General features: G+C 68.1%; 18 protein-coding genes. 7 read left to right on the top strand and 11 right to left on the bottom strand.

The features are described from left to right. From AC1DYI_RS08280 to AC1DYI_RS08255, 6 genes are all read left to right on the top strand, one after another. Positions 1-1,345: EAL domain-containing protein (locus AC1DYI_RS08280; protein WP_477203616.1), on the top strand; the 1,345-nt coding region annotated here is incomplete at its 5' end. A 24-nt stretch (positions 1,346-1,369) separates the two neighbouring features. Next, positions 1,370-1,744 carry a DUF1840 domain-containing protein gene (locus AC1DYI_RS08275; RefSeq protein WP_477203615.1) on the top strand — a complete coding sequence of 125 codons (375 nt, stop codon included), beginning with the start codon at positions 1,370-1,372 and terminating at the stop codon, positions 1,742-1,744. Between the two features lie 11 nt (positions 1,745-1,755). Continuing rightward, on the top strand, positions 1,756-2,385 hold the full coding sequence (locus tag AC1DYI_RS08270; protein ID WP_477203614.1) for a histidine phosphatase family protein: 630 nt from the start codon (positions 1,756-1,758) through the stop codon (positions 2,383-2,385). A 134-nt stretch (positions 2,386-2,519) separates the two neighbouring features. Then, a complete protein-coding gene (locus AC1DYI_RS08265) occupies positions 2,520-3,629 on the top strand; it encodes a sterol desaturase family protein (protein ID WP_477203613.1) in 1,110 nt (369 codons plus the stop codon). An 88-nt stretch (positions 3,630-3,717) separates the two neighbouring features. Then, complete coding sequence (locus AC1DYI_RS08260) at positions 3,718-4,719, top strand: hypothetical protein (protein WP_477203612.1); 1,002 nt, start codon at positions 3,718-3,720, stop codon at positions 4,717-4,719. A gap of 124 nt (positions 4,720-4,843) precedes the next feature. After that, positions 4,844-5,230, top strand: a complete 387-nt coding sequence (locus tag AC1DYI_RS08255; protein WP_477203611.1) for a hypothetical protein — start codon at positions 4,844-4,846, stop codon at positions 5,228-5,230. Between the two features lie 66 nt (positions 5,231-5,296). On the opposite strand, the gene AC1DYI_RS08250 is transcribed toward AC1DYI_RS08255, so the two are convergent. From AC1DYI_RS08250 to AC1DYI_RS08235, 4 genes are all read right to left on the bottom strand, one after another. Beyond that, on the bottom strand, positions 5,297-6,616 hold the full coding sequence (locus AC1DYI_RS08250; protein ID WP_477203610.1) for a S8 family peptidase: 1,320 nt from the start codon (positions 6,614-6,616) through the stop codon (positions 5,297-5,299). 95 nt (positions 6,617-6,711) lie between these two features. Continuing rightward, positions 6,712-9,369 (bottom strand): CHAT domain-containing protein, encoded by a 2,658-nt coding sequence (locus AC1DYI_RS08245; RefSeq protein WP_477203609.1) that lies wholly within the window; start codon positions 9,367-9,369, stop codon positions 6,712-6,714. 175 nt (positions 9,370-9,544) lie between these two features. After that, positions 9,545-10,087: a hypothetical protein gene (locus AC1DYI_RS08240; RefSeq protein WP_477203608.1), complete on the bottom strand. Its 543-nt coding sequence runs from the start codon at positions 10,085-10,087 to the stop codon at positions 9,545-9,547. A gap of 71 nt (positions 10,088-10,158) precedes the next feature. Beyond that, positions 10,159-10,737 (bottom strand): RNA polymerase sigma factor, encoded by a 579-nt coding sequence (locus AC1DYI_RS08235; protein WP_477203617.1) that lies wholly within the window; start codon positions 10,735-10,737, stop codon positions 10,159-10,161. A gap of 580 nt (positions 10,738-11,317) precedes the next feature. On the opposite strand from AC1DYI_RS08235, the gene AC1DYI_RS08230 reads away from it, so the two are divergent. Then, positions 11,318-12,316 carry a hypothetical protein gene (locus tag AC1DYI_RS08230; protein ID WP_477203607.1) on the top strand — a complete coding sequence of 333 codons (999 nt, stop codon included), beginning with the start codon at positions 11,318-11,320 and terminating at the stop codon, positions 12,314-12,316. A gap of 12 nt (positions 12,317-12,328) precedes the next feature. On the opposite strand, the gene AC1DYI_RS08225 is transcribed toward AC1DYI_RS08230, so the two are convergent. The 7 genes from AC1DYI_RS08225 to AC1DYI_RS08195 form a co-directional block, all read right to left on the bottom strand. Further along, a complete protein-coding gene (locus AC1DYI_RS08225; protein ID WP_477203606.1) occupies positions 12,329-13,477 on the bottom strand; it encodes a serine hydrolase domain-containing protein in 1,149 nt (382 codons plus the stop codon). A gap of 22 nt (positions 13,478-13,499) precedes the next feature. After that, positions 13,500-15,782, bottom strand: coding sequence for a TonB-dependent receptor (locus AC1DYI_RS08220; protein ID WP_477203605.1), 2,283 nt, complete (start codon positions 15,780-15,782; stop codon positions 13,500-13,502). 42 nt (positions 15,783-15,824) lie between these two features. After that, entirely contained in the window at positions 15,825-16,715 is an 891-nt protein-coding gene (locus tag AC1DYI_RS08215) for an IclR family transcriptional regulator (RefSeq protein WP_477203604.1), read from the bottom strand. Positions 16,716-16,770: 55 nt separating this feature from the next. Then, positions 16,771-17,976, bottom strand: a complete 1,206-nt coding sequence (locus AC1DYI_RS08210) for an acyl-CoA dehydrogenase family protein (protein WP_477203603.1) — start codon at positions 17,974-17,976, stop codon at positions 16,771-16,773. 20 nt (positions 17,977-17,996) lie between these two features. Next, positions 17,997-19,793 (bottom strand): acyl-CoA dehydrogenase, encoded by a 1,797-nt coding sequence (locus AC1DYI_RS08205; RefSeq protein ID WP_477203602.1) that lies wholly within the window; start codon positions 19,791-19,793, stop codon positions 17,997-17,999. Positions 19,794-20,026: 233 nt separating this feature from the next. After that, positions 20,027-20,578, bottom strand: coding sequence for a hypothetical protein (locus AC1DYI_RS08200; RefSeq protein ID WP_477203601.1), 552 nt, complete (start codon positions 20,576-20,578; stop codon positions 20,027-20,029). A 74-nt stretch (positions 20,579-20,652) separates the two neighbouring features. After that, the coding region (locus AC1DYI_RS08195) for a hypothetical protein (RefSeq protein WP_477203600.1) at positions 20,653-20,862 on the bottom strand (210 nt) is incomplete at its 5' end.

Here is a 20,862-nt window from a genome sequence, read left to right as displayed (position 1 = left end):
GCATCGCCGTGGTGCGCCGCGCGTGTTGCGCAGCGGCGCGCGCGACGAGCTGAGCCATTGGCCCGAGCGCAACGGTTTTGTTGCGCAGATCGACGACGCGGTCGGCACCGCGCGGCGCGACGGCACGCCGATGGCGCTGCTGTGCATCGAATTCGACCGCGACCGTTTGTTTGCGCTCGACGGCGACTCCCAGGCCCGGGCGATGAGCGACATCGTCGAAGGCCTGCGCGCCCATGTGCCGGTGCAGCACCCGATGGGCCGCCTGGGCGGCGCACGCTTTGGCGTGCTGCTGCGCCAGTGTGGCGAAGCCTCGGCCGAGGCGCTGGCGCGCCGGCTCGTCGACCAGGGCCGCGCCGCGGCCGGCGGCGGGCTGCTGGCCACCGCCGGGTTGATGGTGTCGATCGGCGTCGCCGCCTACCCGCAGGCGGGCCTGAGCGCTGAGGACTTGCTGGAACACGCCGAGAACGCGCTCGAACGGGCCCGCCACGCCGGCGGTTCGGCCTGGCGCGTGCACGCCTTCGACGCCACCGACGACGGCCCGCGCCTGGCGCGCCTGCAGCGCGCATTGCGCGAAGGGGCTGCAGGCCAGTCGCTGCGCCTGCGGTACTTGCCGCGTGTGGACATGGCCAGCGGCCGCGTCCAGGCGATCGAGGCGCTGCTGCGTTGGCATGACGGTGAACATGGGCTGCTGCCGCCGGCACAGTTCCTGCCGCTGGCCGCCCGCGCTGGGCTCGCTGGCCCGCTCGACGATTGGGCGCTGGAACATGCCCTGCACCAGGCCGCACGCTGGCGCGCCGCAGGCTTCGTCTGGCGTGTCTCACTGAACCTCAGCTCCTGGCAGTGCCAGCAGCCGGGCCTGGCGCGCCGCGTTGCCGCAGCGCTGCAGGTCGCCGACTGGCCGGCCGAGTTGCTGGAACTCGACGTGCACGAGGCCGCGCTGCAAACCGACCCCGAACTCGTGCGTTCGCAGCTGATGGCGCTGCGCGATCTGGGCGTGCAGTTGGTGCTGGACGACTTCGGCAGCGGCGACGCGAGCCTGAACCTGCTGCGCCGGTTTCCGTTGCACGCGGTCAAGCTCGACCGCGAGCTGGTGCATGGCCTGGCCCGAGGCGCAACGCCCGAGGCCGGGCTGGCGGTGGCGCTGGCCGGTGCGGCACGCGCCTGCGGCCTGACGGTCTATGCCGAAGGGGTCGAGACCGAGACCCACCGGCAATCGCTGCTGGCCCTGGGCGTCACCGGCTGGCAGGGTTTTCTGTGCACCCGCCCGCTTGATGCGGCCAGCGTGCTGGCACGCCTTGCGCACGAGAAGAAATCCAGCGGCGGCCTGGCACGCGCCCGGTCCTGAACCGGGCGTCGTGGGGCTCGGCGCTTGACCGCGTCGGCCTTGCGCCATCTCGGCCCGTGCGATGATCGCCAAGCCATGATTTACAAGTTCAAAAGCAAAGCCGCGGGCGACGTCATCATGATGGGCCCGACAGGCGACCGAGTGCTCGGCCTGATCGGCAAGGACGTCACGCCGAAAGGCATCATCGAACCGGCCCAGATGCCGGCCGCCATCCAGGCCTTGGCCGACGCGGTCGCCGCCGACGATGCGGCGCGCGCCGCCACCGGCGATGACAAGCCCGATGACGCTGCCGCCGCAGGAAGCCGCGACGCGATTTCGCTGCGCCAACGCGCCTGGCCGCTGGTCGAAATGATGAAACGCGCCCTCGCCGCCGACGAGCCGGTGACCTGGGGGGTTTAGTGTTCGACGAAGTGACCCGAATACTCGCCGTGCGCCACGGCGAGACGGCCTGGAAYGTCGACTCGCGGCTKCAGGGCCAGACCGACATCTCGCTCAACGCCGTCGGCCAAGAGCAGGCCCGCCGATTGGCTGAGGCGCTGGCCGACGAAGACCTCGATGCGATCGTCTGCAGCGACCTCGTGCGCGCCCGCGACACCGCCCAAGCGGTGTCCGACCGCACCGGTCTGCCACTGGCCACCGACGCCGGCCTGCGCGAACRCCACTTCGGCATCTTCCAGGGCCACACTTACGCCGAAGTCGAGCGGCTGTGGCCGGAAGAAAGCGCCCGCTGGCGCCGCCGCGAGCCTGATTTCGGCGCCGAGGGCGGCGAGACGTTGCAAGGCTTCTACGACCGCAGCGTGGCCGCCGCCAGCCGCCTGGCCGAGGCGCACCCCGGCCGCACACTGCTGCTGGTCACGCACGGCGGCGTGCTCGACTGCCTGTACCGCGCCGCCTCGCGCGTCGAGTTGAATGCGCCGCGCACCTGGGAGCTCGCCAACACCGGCGTCAACCGGCTGCTCTACACACCGCAAGGCTTCACGCTGGTCGGCTGGGGCGACACCCAGCACCTGAACGACGACGCGGCACTCGACGAGTTGTGACGTCGCCGCGGGCGAGGGGCCTGTCCCCGAGCCGCGTCGCACTTTGCGGCAGGCCGCTGACGTGACATCCTGAACCGGGCTTTCCCCAGGTCGGCCACGCCGGCAGGCCGGCTTTGCCGCATGATCGCCGGATCATGCAGTCTGCCCAGATCATTGTGTTGGCGACGCCGGTTTTCCTCGGCCTGATCGCGATCGAGTTCGTCGTCGGCTGGCGCCGCGGCCGCAACACCTACCGCCTGGCCGATGCGGTCAACAGCATCGGGCTGGGCATGATGAGCCAGGTCACCGGCTTGTTCACCAAGCTCGCGGCGATCGGCATCTACACCTGGGTCTACCAGCATGCGGCGATCACCCAGTTGCCGACCGACGCGCTGTGGGTCTGGGGCGTCGGGCTGCTGTTCTACGACTTCTGCTACTACTGGCTGCACCGCTTCGGCCACACGATGGCGCTGTTCTGGGCCGCGCATTCGGTGCACCACCAGAGCGAAGACTACAACCTGTCGACCGCGCTGCGCCAGACCAGCAGCGGCTGGATTGCCGGCTGGGTCTTCTACCTGCCGATGGCGCTGGCGGGCTTTCCGCCGCTGGTGTTCAGTGTCGTCGCGTTGATCGACCTGCTGTACCAGTACTGGGTCCACACGCAGCAGATTGGCAAGCTCGGCTGGTTCGACAGGTGGTTCTGTTCACCGAGCAACCACCGCGTGCACCACGCCGTCAACGAGAAGTACCTCGACAAGAACTACGGCGGCATCCTGATCATCTGGGACCGGCTGTTCGGCAGCTTCATCGAAGAAGACGACGCCGAGCCCTGCGTCTACGGCACGATCAAGCCGCTGCGCAGCTGGAACCCGATCTGGGCCAACCTGAGCTTCTATGTCGAGCTGGCACGAGACAGCTGGCACACCAGATCGTGGGCTGACAAGGTCAAGCGCTGGTTCGCCTCGCCGGGCTGGCGGCCGGCCGATGTGGCGGCGATGTTCCCCGGCGAGCCGTTCGACCTGAAGCGCCAACCCTACGAGCTGCCGCTGACCCCGGCGCGCCAGGCCGCCGCGTTGGGGCTGTTCCTCGCCGCGATGGTCGGCACGCTGGTGCTGCTGTGGTTCGCCCACTTGCTGGGCTTCTGGCAACTGCTGGCGGCCACACTTGGCGTCGTCGGCATCTTGTGGGCTGCTGGCGAGATCTGCACACCAGCCCAGGCGGCCACGGCCGCCGATGCCAGGCAAGGCGCACTCGAGCGCGCTTGACCCCCCCCAAGTTCGAACCCGCAGCAATCGATAGCTAACGTCGAAATTTAACGCACAATCCGCCGCTCCATTCGACGGAAGGATTGTCATGGTTGGATTTCGTTTCACCGGTCGGGCTGTCGCCCTGGCCGCCATTGCCGCGGCCTCGTTGACAGGGGCTGGCCATGCGGTCGCCACGCCCAGCTACACGCTGCAATCATTTGCCAGGGATGGGGTCCAGGCCCCGGGCACGTTCGACGACATCAATGCTTCGGGCACGATCGTCGGGCAGCAACCGGGTTGGCCGGCTCCCCTGGTCACCTGGGCCGGCGGCGCGATGACCGAGTTGCCCGGCGGGTCGAAGGCCTCGGCGGCCTTCATCAGCGCGCTGGGGGACGTCGCCGCGGACGTGGTCGACAAGGACGGCAACTATGTCCTCGTGTGGTTTGGCGGCGAGCGCCATCGCGTGTCCGAGCTGGCGAACACCTCCGGCATCAATGCCAAGCGTCAGGTAGTCGGCGCCGAAAAGGGCTACATCTGGCCGGGCATGTACGACAACGGCGTCTTCAAGCGCATGGCCAGTCTGAACAAGCACGGGGCTTTTCCGACTGCCATCAACGACCAGGGTGTCGTCGTCGGGTTCCAGCGCGGTGACATGGGCAAGGCGCGTCCGGCGGTCTGGGACGCCGACGGCACCATTCGCTACCTGGGCAGCACCACCAAGGTCGGCTACGGGCAGGCCGACGGGATCAACAACGCGGGCCACATCGTCGGCTGCACCGACGTGCTCCATTGTTTCCTCTACGACGGTGCCAAATACCGCAGGCTGCCGCGGGTTGATGGCCACAAGGTCACGACGGTCTACGGGGTCAGTGACGATGACGTGGTGTTGGGCCGCGTCTATTCGCACACCTTCCAGGCCGACGTGATCTCGTGCCCGGGCGTCACCTACCTGTTCAAGACGCTGCTGGGCGAGGAGGGGACACATTGGTCGGAGTTCGTCCCGACGCGCATCAGCCCGTCCGGCTCGATCATCGGCAGGGGCGTTCGCGATGGCGAGTCGCGCAGCTTTGTGGCGACGATGGCCACGCCTTGCGACGCGGCCGACTGAACCACAGGCCGCGGGCCGCCAGCGCCAATGACGGGTGCACCGCATGTATCAGGGTGATCCATGCCGGCTCTGTCGGAGACCGAGGCATCAAGCCCGGTCTTCTTCAACCAGATCCGGAGAAATCATGAGCAAGACCCTGAACCGTTCGTTGGCCATGCTGGCTGCCTTTTCTGCCCTGAGCCTGGTGGCGTTCGACGCCGCGGCCGTCACGATCCGCGTCAAGTGCGAAACCCGCAGCGACCGTTCACGTGGCTCGGTCGATGGCCAGAACCTGGCCTCGGGCAACTACTCCGCCATGTTCAGTTCGGGTGCCAACAGCGCGCAAAGCCCGCTGGAGCACACGGTCGGCGACGAGGTCGAGTTCGACTTCGACAGCAACAAGCGCGACATCAAGCAAGGCGCCACGCCGATCGCCAAGAACTTCATCGTCGGCGGCATGGCCACCGGTTCGCTGCTGGACGCGAGCGGCAAGGTGATTGCCACCAAGACGGTGAACTGCCGCAACCGCTGAGTCGCCAGGCTCAACGACAAAGGCGGCCCGCGAGGGCCGCCTTTTTATTGGTCGCGGCTCAGCGCATCAAAGGCATGACAGGTCTGGCGCGGCCTTGTTCTTCACCGCCGCCAGCGCGTCGATCTGCACGATGTTGGTGTTGCCGCACAGCTGCGCACCACTCCTTTCGATCCGCTTCGTCACGTCGACGGGCATCAGCTTCGGTGACCGTGCACGCACCAACGCCGCGACGCCGGCTGCCAGCGGCGAGGCCATCGAGGTGCCGCTCCAGGTGCCGTATTGACCGCCGGGCACGGTGCTGGTGATGTGGTCACCGGGGGCGGCCACGTCGACCCACGAGCCGCTGTTGCTGAAGTCCGCCAGCCGGTGGTTGTMGGCGCTGGCACCCACCGGCAGCAGGCCGTAGACGCCTTCGGCGGCCGGGTACTCCTTCGCCCGTTCGTTGCCCTCGTTGCCCGCGGCGGCGGTGATCACCGCACCGCCGTGCGCGGCGCAGCGCGCCTTGTCCGCGTCATAGCCGGGGTCGGTGTAGTCGGTGTCGGGCTTGGGGCCGGGCTTCGGGATCGCGCAGGCCGACAGCGTCATCAGCGCGTCGACAATGCGCGTTCGGTCCAGCGTGCCCAGGCTCATGTTGACGACATGGGCACCGTCGTCGGTGGCCGGGTTGCCATCGGGGTCGATGGCCCAGGCCAGTGCATCGGCCAGCATCCAGACATCGCCGCGGCCCTCGGCATCGAGCACACGCACCGGCACGATCTTCGCGGCGGGTGCCACCAGCGCCACGAGTCCGGCCACATGGGTGCCGTGGCCGAAGCCGGCGTTCGAGCGGTCGCCTTCCTCGCGCGGGTCGTTGTCGCCGTCGACGAAGTCACGCCCGGGCAGCAGCTTGCCAGCCAACGCGGGGTGGGTTAGATCGACGCCGGTGTCGAGCACTGCCACGCGGATGCCGGCGCCCTGCGTGATCAGTTGCGCCTGCGCCAGATGCATCGCCGCGGGCGCCCACTGTTCGCGGTACTCGACCTCGCTGCCGATGGCCCAGACCGCGTTCTTGCGCGCTTCGGGCGCCCGCGGCTGCACATTGGCCTCGGCGGCGATCACCTCTGGCTCCAGGGCCAGTGCCTTGACCTTGCTGATGACGCCGTCGCCGGCCACCAGGCCGAGCCGGTAGATAGGCCGTGCGCCCGATTGCTGCACGACAGTCAGGTGGTGCTTGGCCAGCAAGGGGCCGAGCCCGGCCGTGCTGTGCAGGCGCACCAGCACTTCGTCGTCACGGTAAGGGTCTTTCGGCCCCTTGGCCTGCGCGGCGGGTGCGAGGGATGCCAAGGCCAGCGACAGGCTCAGCGCGAGTCGGGATGGGGAAGCGGGGGGAAAACGCAAGGACTTCATGGGAACACCTTCGCGGCAGGGTGGCGACGCGCAACAGAGCGCGCAGCGGCCTGCCTGATACATCAAGGGTAGTGCGGTGGGCTGTCGTGGGGCTGTCAGCTCCCGCCGTAGAGGGCAAACGCAGCCCAGTGGAACGGATGCGGATGCTGTTCGCGCAGCGCGAGCTGGGCCTGGCGCAACGCCGCGGCCGGTGCCTCGCCCTGCGCCAGTGCGTGGTGGAAGCCGGCCATGAAGCCTGCGGTGACGCGGTCGTCAACTGGCCACAGGCTGGCCACCACGCGCTCGGCGCCGGCCAGCAAGAAGGCCCGCACCAGGCCGACCCACTCGTCGCCGCGCGGCGGATTGGCCCCGGGTTCGCGGCCCGYGGTTTCGCACGCGCTGAGCACCACGACCTGGGCCCGCAGCTGCAACGTCTCGACCTGCTCGGCGGTCAGTGCGCCGTCGTGCAGGTGCAGCGCCGAAAAGCTTGGGCTGTCGGCGCGGAACTGCGCATGGCAGGCCAGGTGCAGCAGGTCGGCGCGGCCTGCTTGTGTGCGCAAAGCGTCGACCGTGACTTGGGCGTCCAGCCGCAGCTCGGCGTCGGCAAAGGCCGCCGCGACAGCGCGCGCTTCATCGCCGGCATGCGGCAACCGCGTCGATTCGCCCATCACCAGCACGCGGCGCGGCCCTGTGCTGGCCTGCCGGGCCGCAGCTCGCAAGACACCGCCCGCACTGGGCAGCCAGACCAGTTCGTGACGCTCGGCGAGTAATTGCTGGCCATCAGTCAAAGCAGCGAACGGCACGCTGCCCAGAGGTGCCGGCGCGACCAGCAGCACGCGGCGTGCATCGCCCACCGCCGCGGCGAGCGGCGCCCAGACCAGTGCGTGCAGCTGTTGCAAGCGGGTGCCGCAACGTGTTGTCAGCACCGGTAGGTGGGTGTCCATCGGCGCCGCGCCGTGGCCCAGCGCGTCGAGCTGGAATTGCACCGCCTGCAGCGCCCGCATCAGCGGGGCCGAGCCGGCCAGCTGGCGCTGCACGGTGATGCCGTCGCGTTTCAGCACGCAGGCCAGCCATTCATCGTCGAGCTGGGCGTATTCGATCAGCACCTCGTCGTCGGCCAGGGCAGCGCACACCGCGTCCACATCCAGTCGGTTGCCTGGCGCCGCCTGAGTGGGCAGAACACCACCTGCCAGCCGCTGGCGCCGCACCTGCTCGAGCAGGCGCTGTTCACTGTCGCGCAGTTCGTCGACCAAGGTGGCCGATGGCGTGTCGTCCTCGTCTTCCAGCCCCTGCGCACGCCGCGACAGCCAGCTGACGCGGGCCCGCAGCGCCTGGGTCGCTTCGTCGGTGGTGCTATCTGCAGCGGCGCCACCGGCGAGCCGCTCGCTCAGCGTGCGGGCGCGCACGCGGTCGGCCGCGCACAGCACCGCGGCGGCCGTTGCAGGCGTGGCCGCGCGCGCATGGTCCTGCAATGCATAGCGCAGCAGCTCGCGGTACGGGCGCAGGTGGTCGGCGAGAAAGGCACGGCGCACGTCGTCACCAGGCAAGGCCTGACGCATGTCTTCGAACAAGGCCACCGCCGATTCGAAGCCGGTGCGCGCTGCATCGTCGTGGCGCAAGGCCTGCTCGGCCAAGGCCAGACCGACGAGGCTGCGCACCTCCGCCGACAAGCGACCGCTGCTGCGCGCTTGGGCCAGCGTCGCGATGAAGGCCTCGCGCGCCAGCGGTGCGTCGCCCGCCAATGCCAACGCTTGAGCTCGCACCAGCGCTGCACGCGCGGCGCCGTCGTCCGAGCCCGCCGAAGCGCAGGCGCTGACCGCCACCTCGGCCCAGTGCAGGCCCTGCACGGGGTCTTGCTGTGCCACCGCCAGCTCGGCGCGGGCCAGCGCCACGGCCGCGTGGCCAGCCTCGTTGTCCTGTGCTTCGAACAACGCCAGCGCCACGTCGAACTGGCCCGCCGCAGCCGCTGCATTGCCGCCCAGCGCCAGGCCGCGGCCCCGCTGCGCCAGCGTCCAGGCCTTGTCATTGGGCATCGTCAGCGCATCGAATTTCTGCAGCGCCTGCGCGAACAGCGCATCGGCTTCGGGCAGCAGGCGCAGCTCGAGGTAGGCGTCGGCCAGCTGCTTCTCGGCGATCGCCAGGTGCTGCGGCATCGCGAGCTGCTCGTAGCCAGCGCGGGCGCGTTCGAAGCCAGCCAGCGCGGCGCCAAAGCGGCCGCGCGACAGGTCCAGCAAGGCCGCCGATTCGTCGACCATCGCCTGCAGCACGGGCAGCCCATGCGCCGCGGCGCGAGTGCGGGCGCGGGTGCAGATGCGCTCGGCTTCGTCGAGGTCGCCGAGGCCGGTCAGCGCGTCGGCCAGGCCGATGTCGGCCATCACCGAGTGTTCATGGTCTTCGACCTTGGCGAACAGCCGCGCCGCTTCGCGGTAGTGGCGTGCGGCCAGCGCAAATTCGTCGTGCCGCAGGTGCAGGCTGCCCAGGTTCAGGCTGACCTTGCTGGCGGCCCGCACGTCGCCCTGGGCCACGAAAGCGGCCTGTGTCCGTTCTGCGCAGGCGGCAGCCTCTTCGCGCCGGCCCAGCATCGCCAGCGCCATGATCTTGGGCACCTGGGTCTGCGCGGCCGGGCCGGATTGGTCGAGTTGATCGAAGCGCCTGCGCGCGTCGTCGAAGGCCGTCACCGCCTCGGCCATCTGGCCCTGCGTGATCAGCGCGATGCCGCGTGTCCACGCGGCCAGCGCTTCGATCTCGGTGGGGGCCGTGGTGGCCGGCGGCATTTGCCGCAGCCCCTGGTTCAACAGCTCGGCGGCCTGCGCGGCGCGGCGGGGCTYGGTGCTCCAGGCGGCGTAGCAGGCGTCTTTCAGCGCCCAGGCCAGCGCCAGGTCGAGCGCCGGCGGTGTGGCCGCGCCCTCGTCGAGCAGGCGCTGCGCCCGCTCCGTCGGGGTGGCGGTGTCAGCCAGCGCTGCTGTCCTTGGGGCTCGTGCCGACCTCGAACGGCGGCAACACGATCTCGTGCCCAGCCAGCAGCAGGCTCAGCTGGTAACGGCCCGGCGCCACACCGGCCAGATGAAATTCGCCCATGGCGTCCAGCGCCGTCTCGTAGACAGTGGCCGCTGCCTGCTCGGGGGCCAGCGCGACTGCGCCGCTGTCGTCCGGCCCCAGCACCTGGCCATGAACCGCGAAGCGTTCACCGCTGGGCGAGATGCGCAGGTCGATGTCGCGGCCCTCGGCGCTGAACACCAGCTGGCGTGTGGTCGAGCCGGTGGAGCGCAGACCGGCCGCCAGCGGCGACTGGGCCCAGCTGTCGAAGCTGAGCACCGCCAGCACCCGTTGGCGCAGCGCATCGACGGCCTGCGCCAACGACAGGCTGGCCGATGCGCGCCAGGCCGTCAGCGCGCGGCGCTGCCAATCGGCCGGAGCATCGGGCAGGGCCGCGGCGGCCGGCAGCCGGGCCAGCAGCTCGTCGTCACTCAAGGGGGGCAGCGGGGAGTTCATGGCTTGGGTCTGCAGGGCGGGTATGCGAGACAGAGGTTGGTGGGTGCGACCAGATACACAAGCGACCGGGCTCAGGGCAACAGTTTGCGCAATTTGCCCAGGCAGCGCGAGCGGGTCGGGCCGATGCTGCCCACCGGCAGGTTCAGCCGCCGGCTCACTTCGTCGTAGCCGAGACGGTCTTCGTCGTCGCGAAAGACGAGCAGCAACAGCTCGCGGCAACGCTCGTCGAGCCGGTCCAGCCCCAGCCGCAATCCATGCAGCTGCTGCAATTCGTCCAGCCGCTGTTCGGCGCCGGGGCTGTCGTCGGCGATGTCCCACTCGGCGTGGCTCTGGCTGTCGCCGTCGTCGTCACGCGTCATCGAGACCTGGCGCTGCCCATGCCGGCGCGCAGCAAGGCCCTCGCGCTTGGCGGTGGTGACGATCCAGGCCTGCAACCGTTCGGGCTCGCGCAACGTGGACAGGTGCTGCACCAGTCTCTCGAACACGGTCTGGAACACGTCGGCCGCCACGTGCTCGTCCAGCCCCATGCGGGTGACGATGGCATAGACCAGGCGCTGGTAGCGGCCGACCAGCAGCGGCCAGGCCGACGCGTCGCCTTGACGGCAACGCTGGACCAGTGCTGCATCGTCCTGGTGTTCTTCGTTCACCACGTCGCCCAAGTTCCCTCCGACATCGATCCATTCATTGTGAGTCGGCTCAGGGGCCCGAAGTTTCCATGGGGTTGATGTATGTCAAGCCGAGGTGATCACTCTGTGGGGCGTTTCTCCACTGCCAGGCCCTTGACGGATTCACTGCACGATCAGATCTGCTTTTTCTCATCGCCGATGCGCGTTGACCCGAGGGCAACGCGGTGGGCGTGGGGCCGCCTTAGGCACCTTGGCCGCAGCCTTCTCCCTTATGACGATTGTCTTCATGGCCGCACCGTGGCCGGTCGGCTGAGCCCGCTGCGCTGGCGGGAGGCTCTTTCTGGCCGGGCGAGATTGCGCTGCAAAATACTATGTAACTAACGAGTTAGTGACGTATCAAGTTCGCACCACCAGAATGAAACTCATTCCTTGGTTCCAGCAAGCTCTAACGCCATAGTTAACTACCATCCGTTCTTTCAACGAAGGATGGCCGCCATGACTGGAGTCAGGACCACCGGCGACTGACTTTTCTTGACGATTGGCGTGAAAGAATAACGACTTATGTGAATGGACAATATCGATCTCGATTTATCGGAAGATCGTCATGACCGCATTCCACCTCACCGGCCGGGTAATTGCTGCCCTGGCCGCCTTTGCCGCCGTCTCGCTGGTGCCCGCCCAGGCGGGCGCCGCGCCCAGCTACACCATGCAATCCTTTGGGCCGAGCGGGCAGCATGCTCCGATCGGCTTCACGGACATCAATGTCTCCGGCATGATCGTCGGTCAGACGGGCGACTGGCTGTCGCCCTGGGGCACCTGGGCCGGCGGCGAYGTCACCGAGCTGGTCGACAGCGGCAAGGCGTGGAGCGCCTTCATCAACGCTGACGGGGACGTGGCCGCCGGAGTGATTTCCGCCAACGGCAACTATTCGCTGGTGTGGTTCGGCGGCGTGCGCGCGCGCGTTTCTGAACTGGCGGACGTTTCCGGCATCAATGCCAAACGCCAAGTCATTGGCCCGGAGACGGACTACACCTGGCCCGGCATGTACGACAACGGGGTCTACAAGCGCTTGCCCAGCCTGAACGACCAAGGCGCGTACCCGGCGGACATCAACGACCAGAGTGTCGTGGTGGGTTTCCAGCGCGGCGACAAGGGTCAGCGTCCGGTGACCTGGGACGCTGAGGGCCACATCCGCTACCTGGGCAGCATCGCCAAGGTCGGTTACGGCTCGGCCGTGGGGATCAACAACGCCGGCCACATCGTGGGCTGCACCGACGTGCTCCACTGCTACGTCTACAACGGCGCCAAGTACAAGACGCTGCCCAAAGCCGAGGGCCACAAGGTCACGACCGTCAAAGGCATCAGCGACGATGACGTGGTGCTGGCCCACAGCTACTCGCACACCTTCCAGGCCGACGTGATCTCGTGCCCCGGCGTCAGCTACCTGTTCAAGGCACTGCTCGGCGAGGAGGGCACGCACTGGACAACGCTGGAGCCCTCGCGCATCAGCCCATCCGGCCAGATCATCGGCCGCGGCACGCGCGATGGCGAGTTCCGCAGCTTCATCGCCACGATGGCCACGCCGTGTGACGCGGCCAACTGAAACGACCGCGCCTCAGACTTTCGTCAGCAGGCCGTACAGGCAGGCCACGAGGCCTGCCACGTTCGGCCCGCCGACGATGCCGGGCGCCATCTTGTTCATCATGTAGGCGAAGCACAGCCGGCGCTCGGTGTCGGCCAGCACCATCGAGCCGCCCCAGCCGCCCCAGAAAGCGATCTTGCCGTCGGGCAGGTAGGGCGTGATCGCAGCCAGTGGCAGGCCGTAGCCAATGCCCAGCTTCAGCGGCGCACCGAGCACCAAGTCGACACCCTCGGCCTGCGGCTCGAAGATGCGCGCGACAGTCTCAGGCTTCAGCCAGCGCCGGCCGCCCAGCTCGCCGCCGCAGGCAACGATCGACTGCAGCTGCGCGACCGAACGCGCGTTGCCGTGGCCGTTGAACGCGCCGAGGTCGGCCTGTCGCCATGCGCTGCCCCAGCTGGCTTCAGCCGGCGCGGCCGGGTTCGTGAACACACGCAGCATCGGGCTGTCCGGCGGCAGCTGGTCGAACGGGATCGGCAGCGGTGGTGGCGGCACGACGTTGGCGACGCGGTGGAACTCGGATGGCGCGAGGCCGATGTGGAAGTCCGCGCCGAGTGGTCGCGCGAACTGCTCGGCGAAGAACGCGCCGGTCTTCAGCCCGGTGATGCGGCGGATCACTTCGCCGACCAGATGACCGTGGTTCAGCGCCTGGTAGCCCGAAGCGGTGCCCGGTTGCCACCATGGCGACTGGGCCGCGAGCAGCGTGGTGCACTTGTCCCAATCGAACAGGTCTTCGGTCGTGATCGGCTCGGCCCAACCCGGCACGCCCGAGGTGTGGGCCAGCAGGTGGCGCACCAGGATGCCGGCCTTGCCGTTGGCAGCGAACTCGGGCCAGTAGCGCGCGACCGGTGCCTCCAGGTCCAGCTCGCCGCGGTCGACCAGCGACAGCGCGCACAAGGCCACCATCGTCTTCGTGGTCGACCAGACGTGGGTGATCGTGTCGCGCTGCCAGGCTTGCGTTTTCGCCTCGTCGGTGTGGCCGCCCCACAGGTCGACGACGAACTCGCCGTCGATCGTCAGTGCCATCGACGCACCGAGATCGGCGCCGCTGTCGAACAACGATGCAAAAGCCTGGCGCAGCGGCTCGAAGCGGGTGGCGCAGTGTCCATGCACGGTGTCGGCCATCGTGGGCTCCTTCGCGTGTGAATCAGAAATCGAATGCCACACCCAGGCCCAGCTCGCGTGGCGGTGTGTAGGTGACCTGGCGCGCCGCGCCCAGCAGCGGTGAGGCGATGCTCATGCTGGTGATCGCCGTCTCGTTGGTCACGTTCTTCACGTAGGCATAGAGTTTCCAGCCCCGCTCGGCCGAGCGCAACGAGGCCGACAGGTTCAGCAGGCCGTAGGCGTCCTGCTTCGCATCGGGGGTGTTGAACTCGGTGAAGTAGACCTTGTCGCGCCAGACGTAGTCGACCCGCAGCGTGGTCTTCAGGCCACCGACGGTGGCGCTGTATTCGGCGCTGGCCGCAGCGTTGGCCTTCGACACCATCGGCAGCTGGTTGCCTTTGACGTTCTCCGGTGGCGTCGCGTTGCGCAGGTCGGTGTTGGTGAAATCGGTGTAGCGCGGGTCCATCAGGCCGAGCGACAAGCCCAGTGTCAACGAGGGCACCGGTCGCATCTGCAGCTCGATCTCTGCGCCGTCGATCTGGGCCTTCGATGCGTTGGCGAGGATCACCGTCGCCTGGCCCACTTGCGAAACCTGCATGTCCTTGTAGCGGCTGCTGAACAGTGCCGCACCCAGCGTGCCGCGGCGTTCCCAGAAGTCGGTCTTGAAGCCGAGTTCGATCGAATCGACGTTCTCGGGCTTGACCATCTCGCCCTGCAGCGAACCGAGGTTCACCGCGCCGGACTTGAAGCCGTGCGCGTAGCGGGCATAAGCCAGCGTGCTCTTGTCGAACTTGTATTCGAGACCCAGGCTGCCGGGCACGCTGGTCCAATTGCCGGGCTCGGGGGAGCCGGTCGCCGGCGGGGCGATCGGGTTGATGTGCTGGTACTCGTCGGCGGTCTTGCGGTCATGGCTCAGGCGCACGCCGGCCAACAACGACAGCTGTGGGCTGAAGGTGTAGCGCAGGTCGGTGTACAGCGCTGCCGACTCGGTGCGCACCTTGCCGCCGAGCAGGAACTCGACCGGGAAGGGCACGAACACACCCGGTGCGACCGGGAACGGCAGCAGCGTCTGGATGTCGATGTCCTGCCGCTGGTTGAACTGCAGCGCGGTCGCGCCGACGAGCCAGGTCAGCGCACCGCTCTCACCAGCCAGGTGAGCGTCGAGGCTGGTGTCTTCGCTCTGGGTCTTGAAGCCGCTGGTGGCCACGCCGGCCTCGGTGCCATCGCTGTCCCACAGCCTGTCGGCGTGGCTCTTGCGGAAGCTGGCGCTGATGTTCAGCGTCGCGTCACCAACCGGCTGCTCCCACCGGGCCAGCAGCGAGTTGGCCTCGATGAAGTTCGACGCGCCTTGGCTCTTGACGATGCGCGGGTCGGTGCTGGGCGTGACGCCGAACAGCACGCCCGGGATCATCACCGGATCGACCAGCAGCGGCATGCTCGGGCCGGCGTCGCGTTCATAGAAATGGCCGGCCTGCAGGTGCAGCGTGCCATCGCCGATGTCGCTCAGGCTTTGCAGGCGCAGGGCCCGTGACGACAGGTCGTCGAGGTGGTCCGGCCCGGTGGTCGACTTGCCGCTGATCACCGGTGGGTTCGACGTGCCGGCCAACGGGTTGTCGGTGTAGCCGTCCATGCTCTTGACCTGGTAGCTCAGGCGCATGCGCGTGCCGCTGTTCTCGCCAAAGACCGGGCCCGAGACGAAGCCTTCGCTTTCCTTGCGGTTGAAGCTGCCGAACAGCACGCCGGCGCGGGCCTGGAAGGTCGAGGTCGGCGCGGCCGAGATCAGGTTCATCGCGCCACCGGTGGCGTTGCGGCCGTAGAGCGCGCCTTGTGGGCCACGCAGTACCTCCACGCGCTGCAGATCGAACAGCGAGACGTTCGAGCTGGTCTGGTCCGACACGTAGGCGCCGTCGGCGTACAGCGCGACACCGGGGTCACCGCCGGCCAGGATGAAGACGTTGCCGATGCCGCGGATGAACAGCTGCGAGGCGCCCTGGCCGGTCGTGAACGAGGTGTTGGGCACTTGCGTGACGACGTCGAAGAAGGTCGACAGGCCTTGCTCGGCCAGCTTGCCGCCGTTCAATGCGGTGACGGCAGCGGGTGTGCTGTCGAGCAGCGTCAAGCGTTTTTCAGCGGTGATCGTGATGCGTTCGAGCTGGCCCTCGGGCGTGGGCTCGACGGCCGAAGCGGCTGCGGCCGGGGCCGCGGCGGCTTGAGCGTGTGTGGCACCACTGCCCACCAGCAGCGCGGTGCCGACGAACAAGGCCGCCACCGCGTTGCAGGGTCTGAAAGGCAAGGCAGGCCGGGCAAGAAAGGTACTGCGGGTCATGGCGTGTGTCTCCGTCGTGGTGTCGTGTGGGGTCCGTGCGTGTCAGAACTGACCACCCAAGGCCGCATGCACACGGTCGCGCAGGGCGACCAGGCGGGGGCCGATGTCGTTCAGCAATCGTTCGCGGCTCATCTCGTGTACCGGGCCGCTGCAGCTCAGCGCCAGCACCTTGCGGCCGTCGGCCGAGACCATCGGCACGCCGGCGGCGAAGACCTCGTCGCTCCAGTCGCCGAGCGAGCAGCAGAAGCCGTGCTGCTGCACATCGGCGATCGCCTGGTCGGCCAACGCTTCGAGGCGGGCCCATTCGGCGGCTGGCACGCGGGGCTTGTATTCGGCCGAGAAGCGTTGGCGCTCGGCCTCGGGCAGCGCCGCGATGTAGGCCCGGCCGAGCGCGGTCATGCCATGCGGCACGCGCTGGCCGACGGCCACGCGCATCATGAAGACCGGGTTGCCGTGGCAGATCTCGAGAAACACCATGTCCTGGCCGTGTGGTGCGCCGAGCGCCACGGTGGCGCCAGCCGCATCGGCCAGCGCCTGCATCAGCGGCCGAGCAACCTCACGCACGTCCAGCCCGGCCAGGTAGGCCTGGCCCAGCGTCAAGGTGCCGATGCCCAGGCTGTATTTCTGCTGTGCTGGCAGGAACTCGAGGTAACCCAGCCGCGTCAGCGTGTAGGTCAGCCGCGCGATGGTCGACTTGGGCAGGCCGGTCAGGCTGGCCAGCTCCTTGTTGCCGAGCAGCTTCTGGTGCGAACGGAAGCAGCGCAGGATGGCAAAGGCCCGGCCGATCGCGCTGACGAAGTCCGGGTCGGCGTCATCGATCTCGCGCACCACGTGCGAGGTCTGGGCCGCGCTGCCGACGCCGCTGGGGCGTGGCTTGCGAGGCGAGCGGACGGCGTGGCCGTTGGGGCCGGGATGGGTGTCGACTGTGTTCATTGGGCATCCTCCGTGCATCGCACTCCGGAATTCGCCTTGGGAACGGCCCGGCGGCTCATGAGTAAGCCGCCAGTTCGAGCTTGGCGATCGCTTGGCGGTGCACCTCGTCGGGCCCGTCGGCGAAACGCAGGGTGCGCACTTGCGCGTAGTCGTAGGCGAGAGGGAAGTCGCTGCTGACGCCCGCTGCGCCATGGGCTTGCATGGCCCAGTCGATGACGCGGCAGGCCATCGCCGGCGCGGCCACTTTGATCATCGCGATCTGCTTGGCTGCCGCCTTGTTGCCCACCGTGTCCATCAGGTGAGCAGCCTGCAGCACCAGCAGGCGCGCCTGGTCGATCAGGATGCGGCACTCGGCGATGCGCTCCATCGTCACGCCCTGTTCGGCCAGGCGCTTGCCGAAAGCAGTGCGCGACAGTGTGCGGCGGCACATCGCTTCGAGTGCCCGCTCGGCCATGCCGATGGCCCGCATGCAGTGGTGGATGCGACCCGGGCCGAGCCGGCCCTGTGCGATCTCGAAGCCGCGGCCTTCACCGAGTAACAGGTTATGAGCGGGCACCCGAACATCGATGAACTGAATCTCGGCGTGGCCGTGCGGGGCGTCGTCGTAGCCGAAGACGCTCAAAGGGCGAAGCACCTGAACCCCAGGCGTGTCTCGCGGCACGATCACCATCGACTGCTGGCGGTGCCGGTCCGGGTTCGCCGGGTCGGTCTTGCCCATCAGGATGAAGAGCTGGCAGCGTGGGTCGACCGCGCCGGACGACCACCATTTGCGGCCGTTGATCACGTAGTCGTCACCATCGCGGACGATGCGGCACTCGATGTTGGTCGCATCGGACGAGGCCACGCCCGGCTCGGTCATCGCGAAGCATGAGCGGATCTCGCCATCCAGCAATGGCTTCAACCAACGCTCCTTCTGCGCCGGCGTGCCGTAACGCTCCAGCACCTCCATGTTGCCGGTGTCGGGCGCCGAGCAGTTAAAGGCCTCGGCGCACCACAGCACGCGGCCCATCTGTTCGCACAGCGGCGCGTATTCGAGGTTCGTCAGGCCGGCGCCGGCTTCGGAGGCCGGCAGGAACAGGTTCCACAGCCCGGCGGCGCGGGCCTTGACCTTCAGCTCGGCGATCAGCGGTAGCGGCGCCCAACGATCACCGGTGGACACCTCTTGCGTGAATCGTGCTTCGTTGGGGTAGATGTGCTCGTTCATGAAGGCGACGAGGCGCGCCAGCAGGCGTTCGGTCTTGGCGTTGGGTTCGAAGCTCATGGGCATTCCGAGGAGTGGGTTCAAAGCTGGGCGTCGTCGAGCTCGACCAGCAGCGGATCGAGGCTGCGCAGCAGGCGGTGTTGCGGGCCGGTGGCCGGCAGCTCGTGGCGGAAGAAGTAGCGCGCCGCGAGCACCTTGCCGCGGTGGAAGTCGGCCTCGGGGCCATCGACCTGCGGCAGCKCCGTCAGCGCCAGTCGCAACCAGATCCAGGCGATCACGCTGTGGCCAAAGACCTGCAGGTAGGTCGTCGCATGGGCCAGCGCGCGTGGGGTGTCTTGCGTCAGTGCGACCTGCAGCAGGCGGGTGGTGGTGCGCAGTTCGGCCCAGGCGTGTGCGAGCTCGTCGGCGAGTGCGGCCAGCGGCTCGGCGTGACGTGCCTGGTCAACGGTTTGCGCGACCTCGCGCGACAACAGCTCAAACGCCTCTCCCTCGTGCGCGCCGAGCTTGCGGCCCAGCAGGTCCAGCGCCTGGATGCCGTCGGTGCCCTCGTGGATCGAGTTCAGGCGGTTGTCGCGGTAGTGCTGCTCTACGGGGAAGTCGCGGGTGTAGCCATAGCCGCCCAGTACCTGCACCGCCAGCGCGTTGGCGCGTCGGCCCTGGCCCGAGCACCAGGCCTTGATCACGGGGGTCATCAGGTCCAGCAACAGGCCGGCGTGACGGCGTTCGGGCGGGGTGGTCGCGTTCGCTTGCAGGTCGGCCCACAGCGCACCTTGCAGACACAGCGCGAGGCCACCTTCGGCGATGCACTTCTGCGCCAGCAGCATTCGCCGCACGTCGGCATGGCGGACGATGGGCACCGGCGGTGCTGCAAGGTCCGTCGTCAGGCGGCCCTGCAGCCGCTCGCGTGCATAGGCCAGCGCCTGCTGGTAGCCGGCACCGGCCAGCACCGAAGCTGCGATGCCGACGTTGATGCGGGCCTCGTTCATCATCTTGAACATGCAGGCCAGGCCCTGGTGCGGCGCGCCGAGCAGCTCGCCGACGCAGCGGCCGTTGTCCCCGAACTGCAGCAGCGCCGAGGTCGTGCCCTTGCTGCCCATCTTGTGGATCAGCCCGACCAATTGCACGTCGTTGGCCATGCCCAGCGCGCCGCCAGAGTCGACACGGATCTTCGGCACGATGAACAGCGACAGGCCCTTGGTGCCGGCCGGCGCATCGGGCAGCCGCGCCAGCACCAGGTGCACGATGTTGTCGGCCAGCTCGTGGTCACCGGCGGTGATGAAGATCTTCTGGCCGCGGATCACGTAGCCGCCTTCGGGCCGCGGCGTCGCGCTGGCACGGACCTCGGCCAGCGACGAACCGGCCTGCGGCTCCGTCAACACCATCGTGCCGAACCAGCGGCCCGCCAGCAGCGGCGGCAGGAAGCGCGCTTGCTGCGCCGGCGTGCCGTGCGCAGCCAGCAGGTTGGCCACACCGATGCTCAGCGACGAGTAGGTGTCGATCGCCACCGACGCAGCCTTGAACACCGCGCCACAGGCCTGCGCCACGACCTGCGGCAACTGCATGCCGCCCCATTCGCTGCCGAACGCGGCGGCGATGAAGCCGGCCTCATGAGCACTGGCCAGCGCCAAGCGCAGCGCCTTCGACAAGGGCGCGGGCCGCACCACCCGGCCGTCGACCAGCTGCGGCTCATCGGCATCCAGGCGCGCGTTCAGCGGCGCGTACTCACACTCGGCGATTTGCCAGGCCGTGTCCAGCGCCGCGGTGAAGGTGTCGCGGCTGTGCTCGGCAAAACGGGGCAGCGCCGACAGCGACGCCACCTGCAGCCAGTCGAACAGCAGAAAGTCCAGCGTGCGGCGGTCGGCGAAGGGGGCGCTCATGGCGAGGTGTGGCGGCGGGCGATTCGGGCAGGCGGCTGTTTGTATTCCGATTAACGGAATTGAATTCCGTTATTTGGATTAACTTTAGACCACCAGCGTCGCGGGCGCAAGCACCTTCACCACCGACTTGGGGCTTGTCGGATGTCAAGAAGGCAATGAGAGGGAAAGGGCCGGCGTGTTCGCCGGCCCCGGTCAGCTGCAGCCGCAGCCGAACCGACAGGGCTCGATCACGCTTACCRGAGGCACTCGTTGACGCGCAGCGCAGCCACGGCCGCCGAACCCGTCGTGCTGGTGCGGCTCAGCGTGACATCGACGTAGTACACCTCGTTCACGAAGTCATTGATCCACTGGTTGTTCGACGAACAGGCGGTCTGCGTCTGGTACGCGGCGGATGCAGGAAAGCTGTTGCTGTCCAGCGTGGCGAGTGTGCGGCTGACGCCGGTGGTGGTGTTGTAGGCCCTGAGCACCGCGTAAACCTGCGTGGTGGTCCCGCTGTCGAGGAAGCGCATCTGCAGATATGGCGTGAAGTTGTAGCTCGTGTCGAAGACGGCGGTGACGTTGTAGCGGATCGTCGCGAACATCGAGGCCTGCGTGGCCTTCAGCGTCGCATAGGGCATGTTCATCGTGATCTTGCCCGGTGAAACGTCGGTCGGGAGCGCGTCTTCGTCCGGTGTGCCGGTCGACCCGGTGCTGGTCCAGGGGTAGGCGTGCGCGGCCGGCAGCAGGCCGATCGACAAGAGGGTCGCGAAAACAGTGCGTTGAAGCGATGACAGCTTGCGGTTCATGGTGGTTTCCTCGTGGACCGGGTCGATGGATCGGCCGATGGCCGGAGCCACCACGGACCCGGGTGCACGGCGGCTCACCAGGGAATACGAGTTACCGCCCCGGCGACCGCCACAGCAAACAGAACAACCACCACCATCACTGCCACCACCAGCCACGGCCAGCGCCCGCGGCCACCGGGCGGCTTGGCCCCGGGTACGAAGTAGCCAATGACGATCTCAAGTATTTGACTCAGTCGACGAACGAGTAGGCGTAGGCCGCCCACCTGGATGCCCTTGTTTTGATC

Source organism: Ideonella sp. P3_A4 (genome assembly GCF_056403075.1).
The sequence above is the reverse complement of the archived record's forward strand: the minus strand, read 5'-3'. Positions and strand labels throughout refer to the sequence as shown.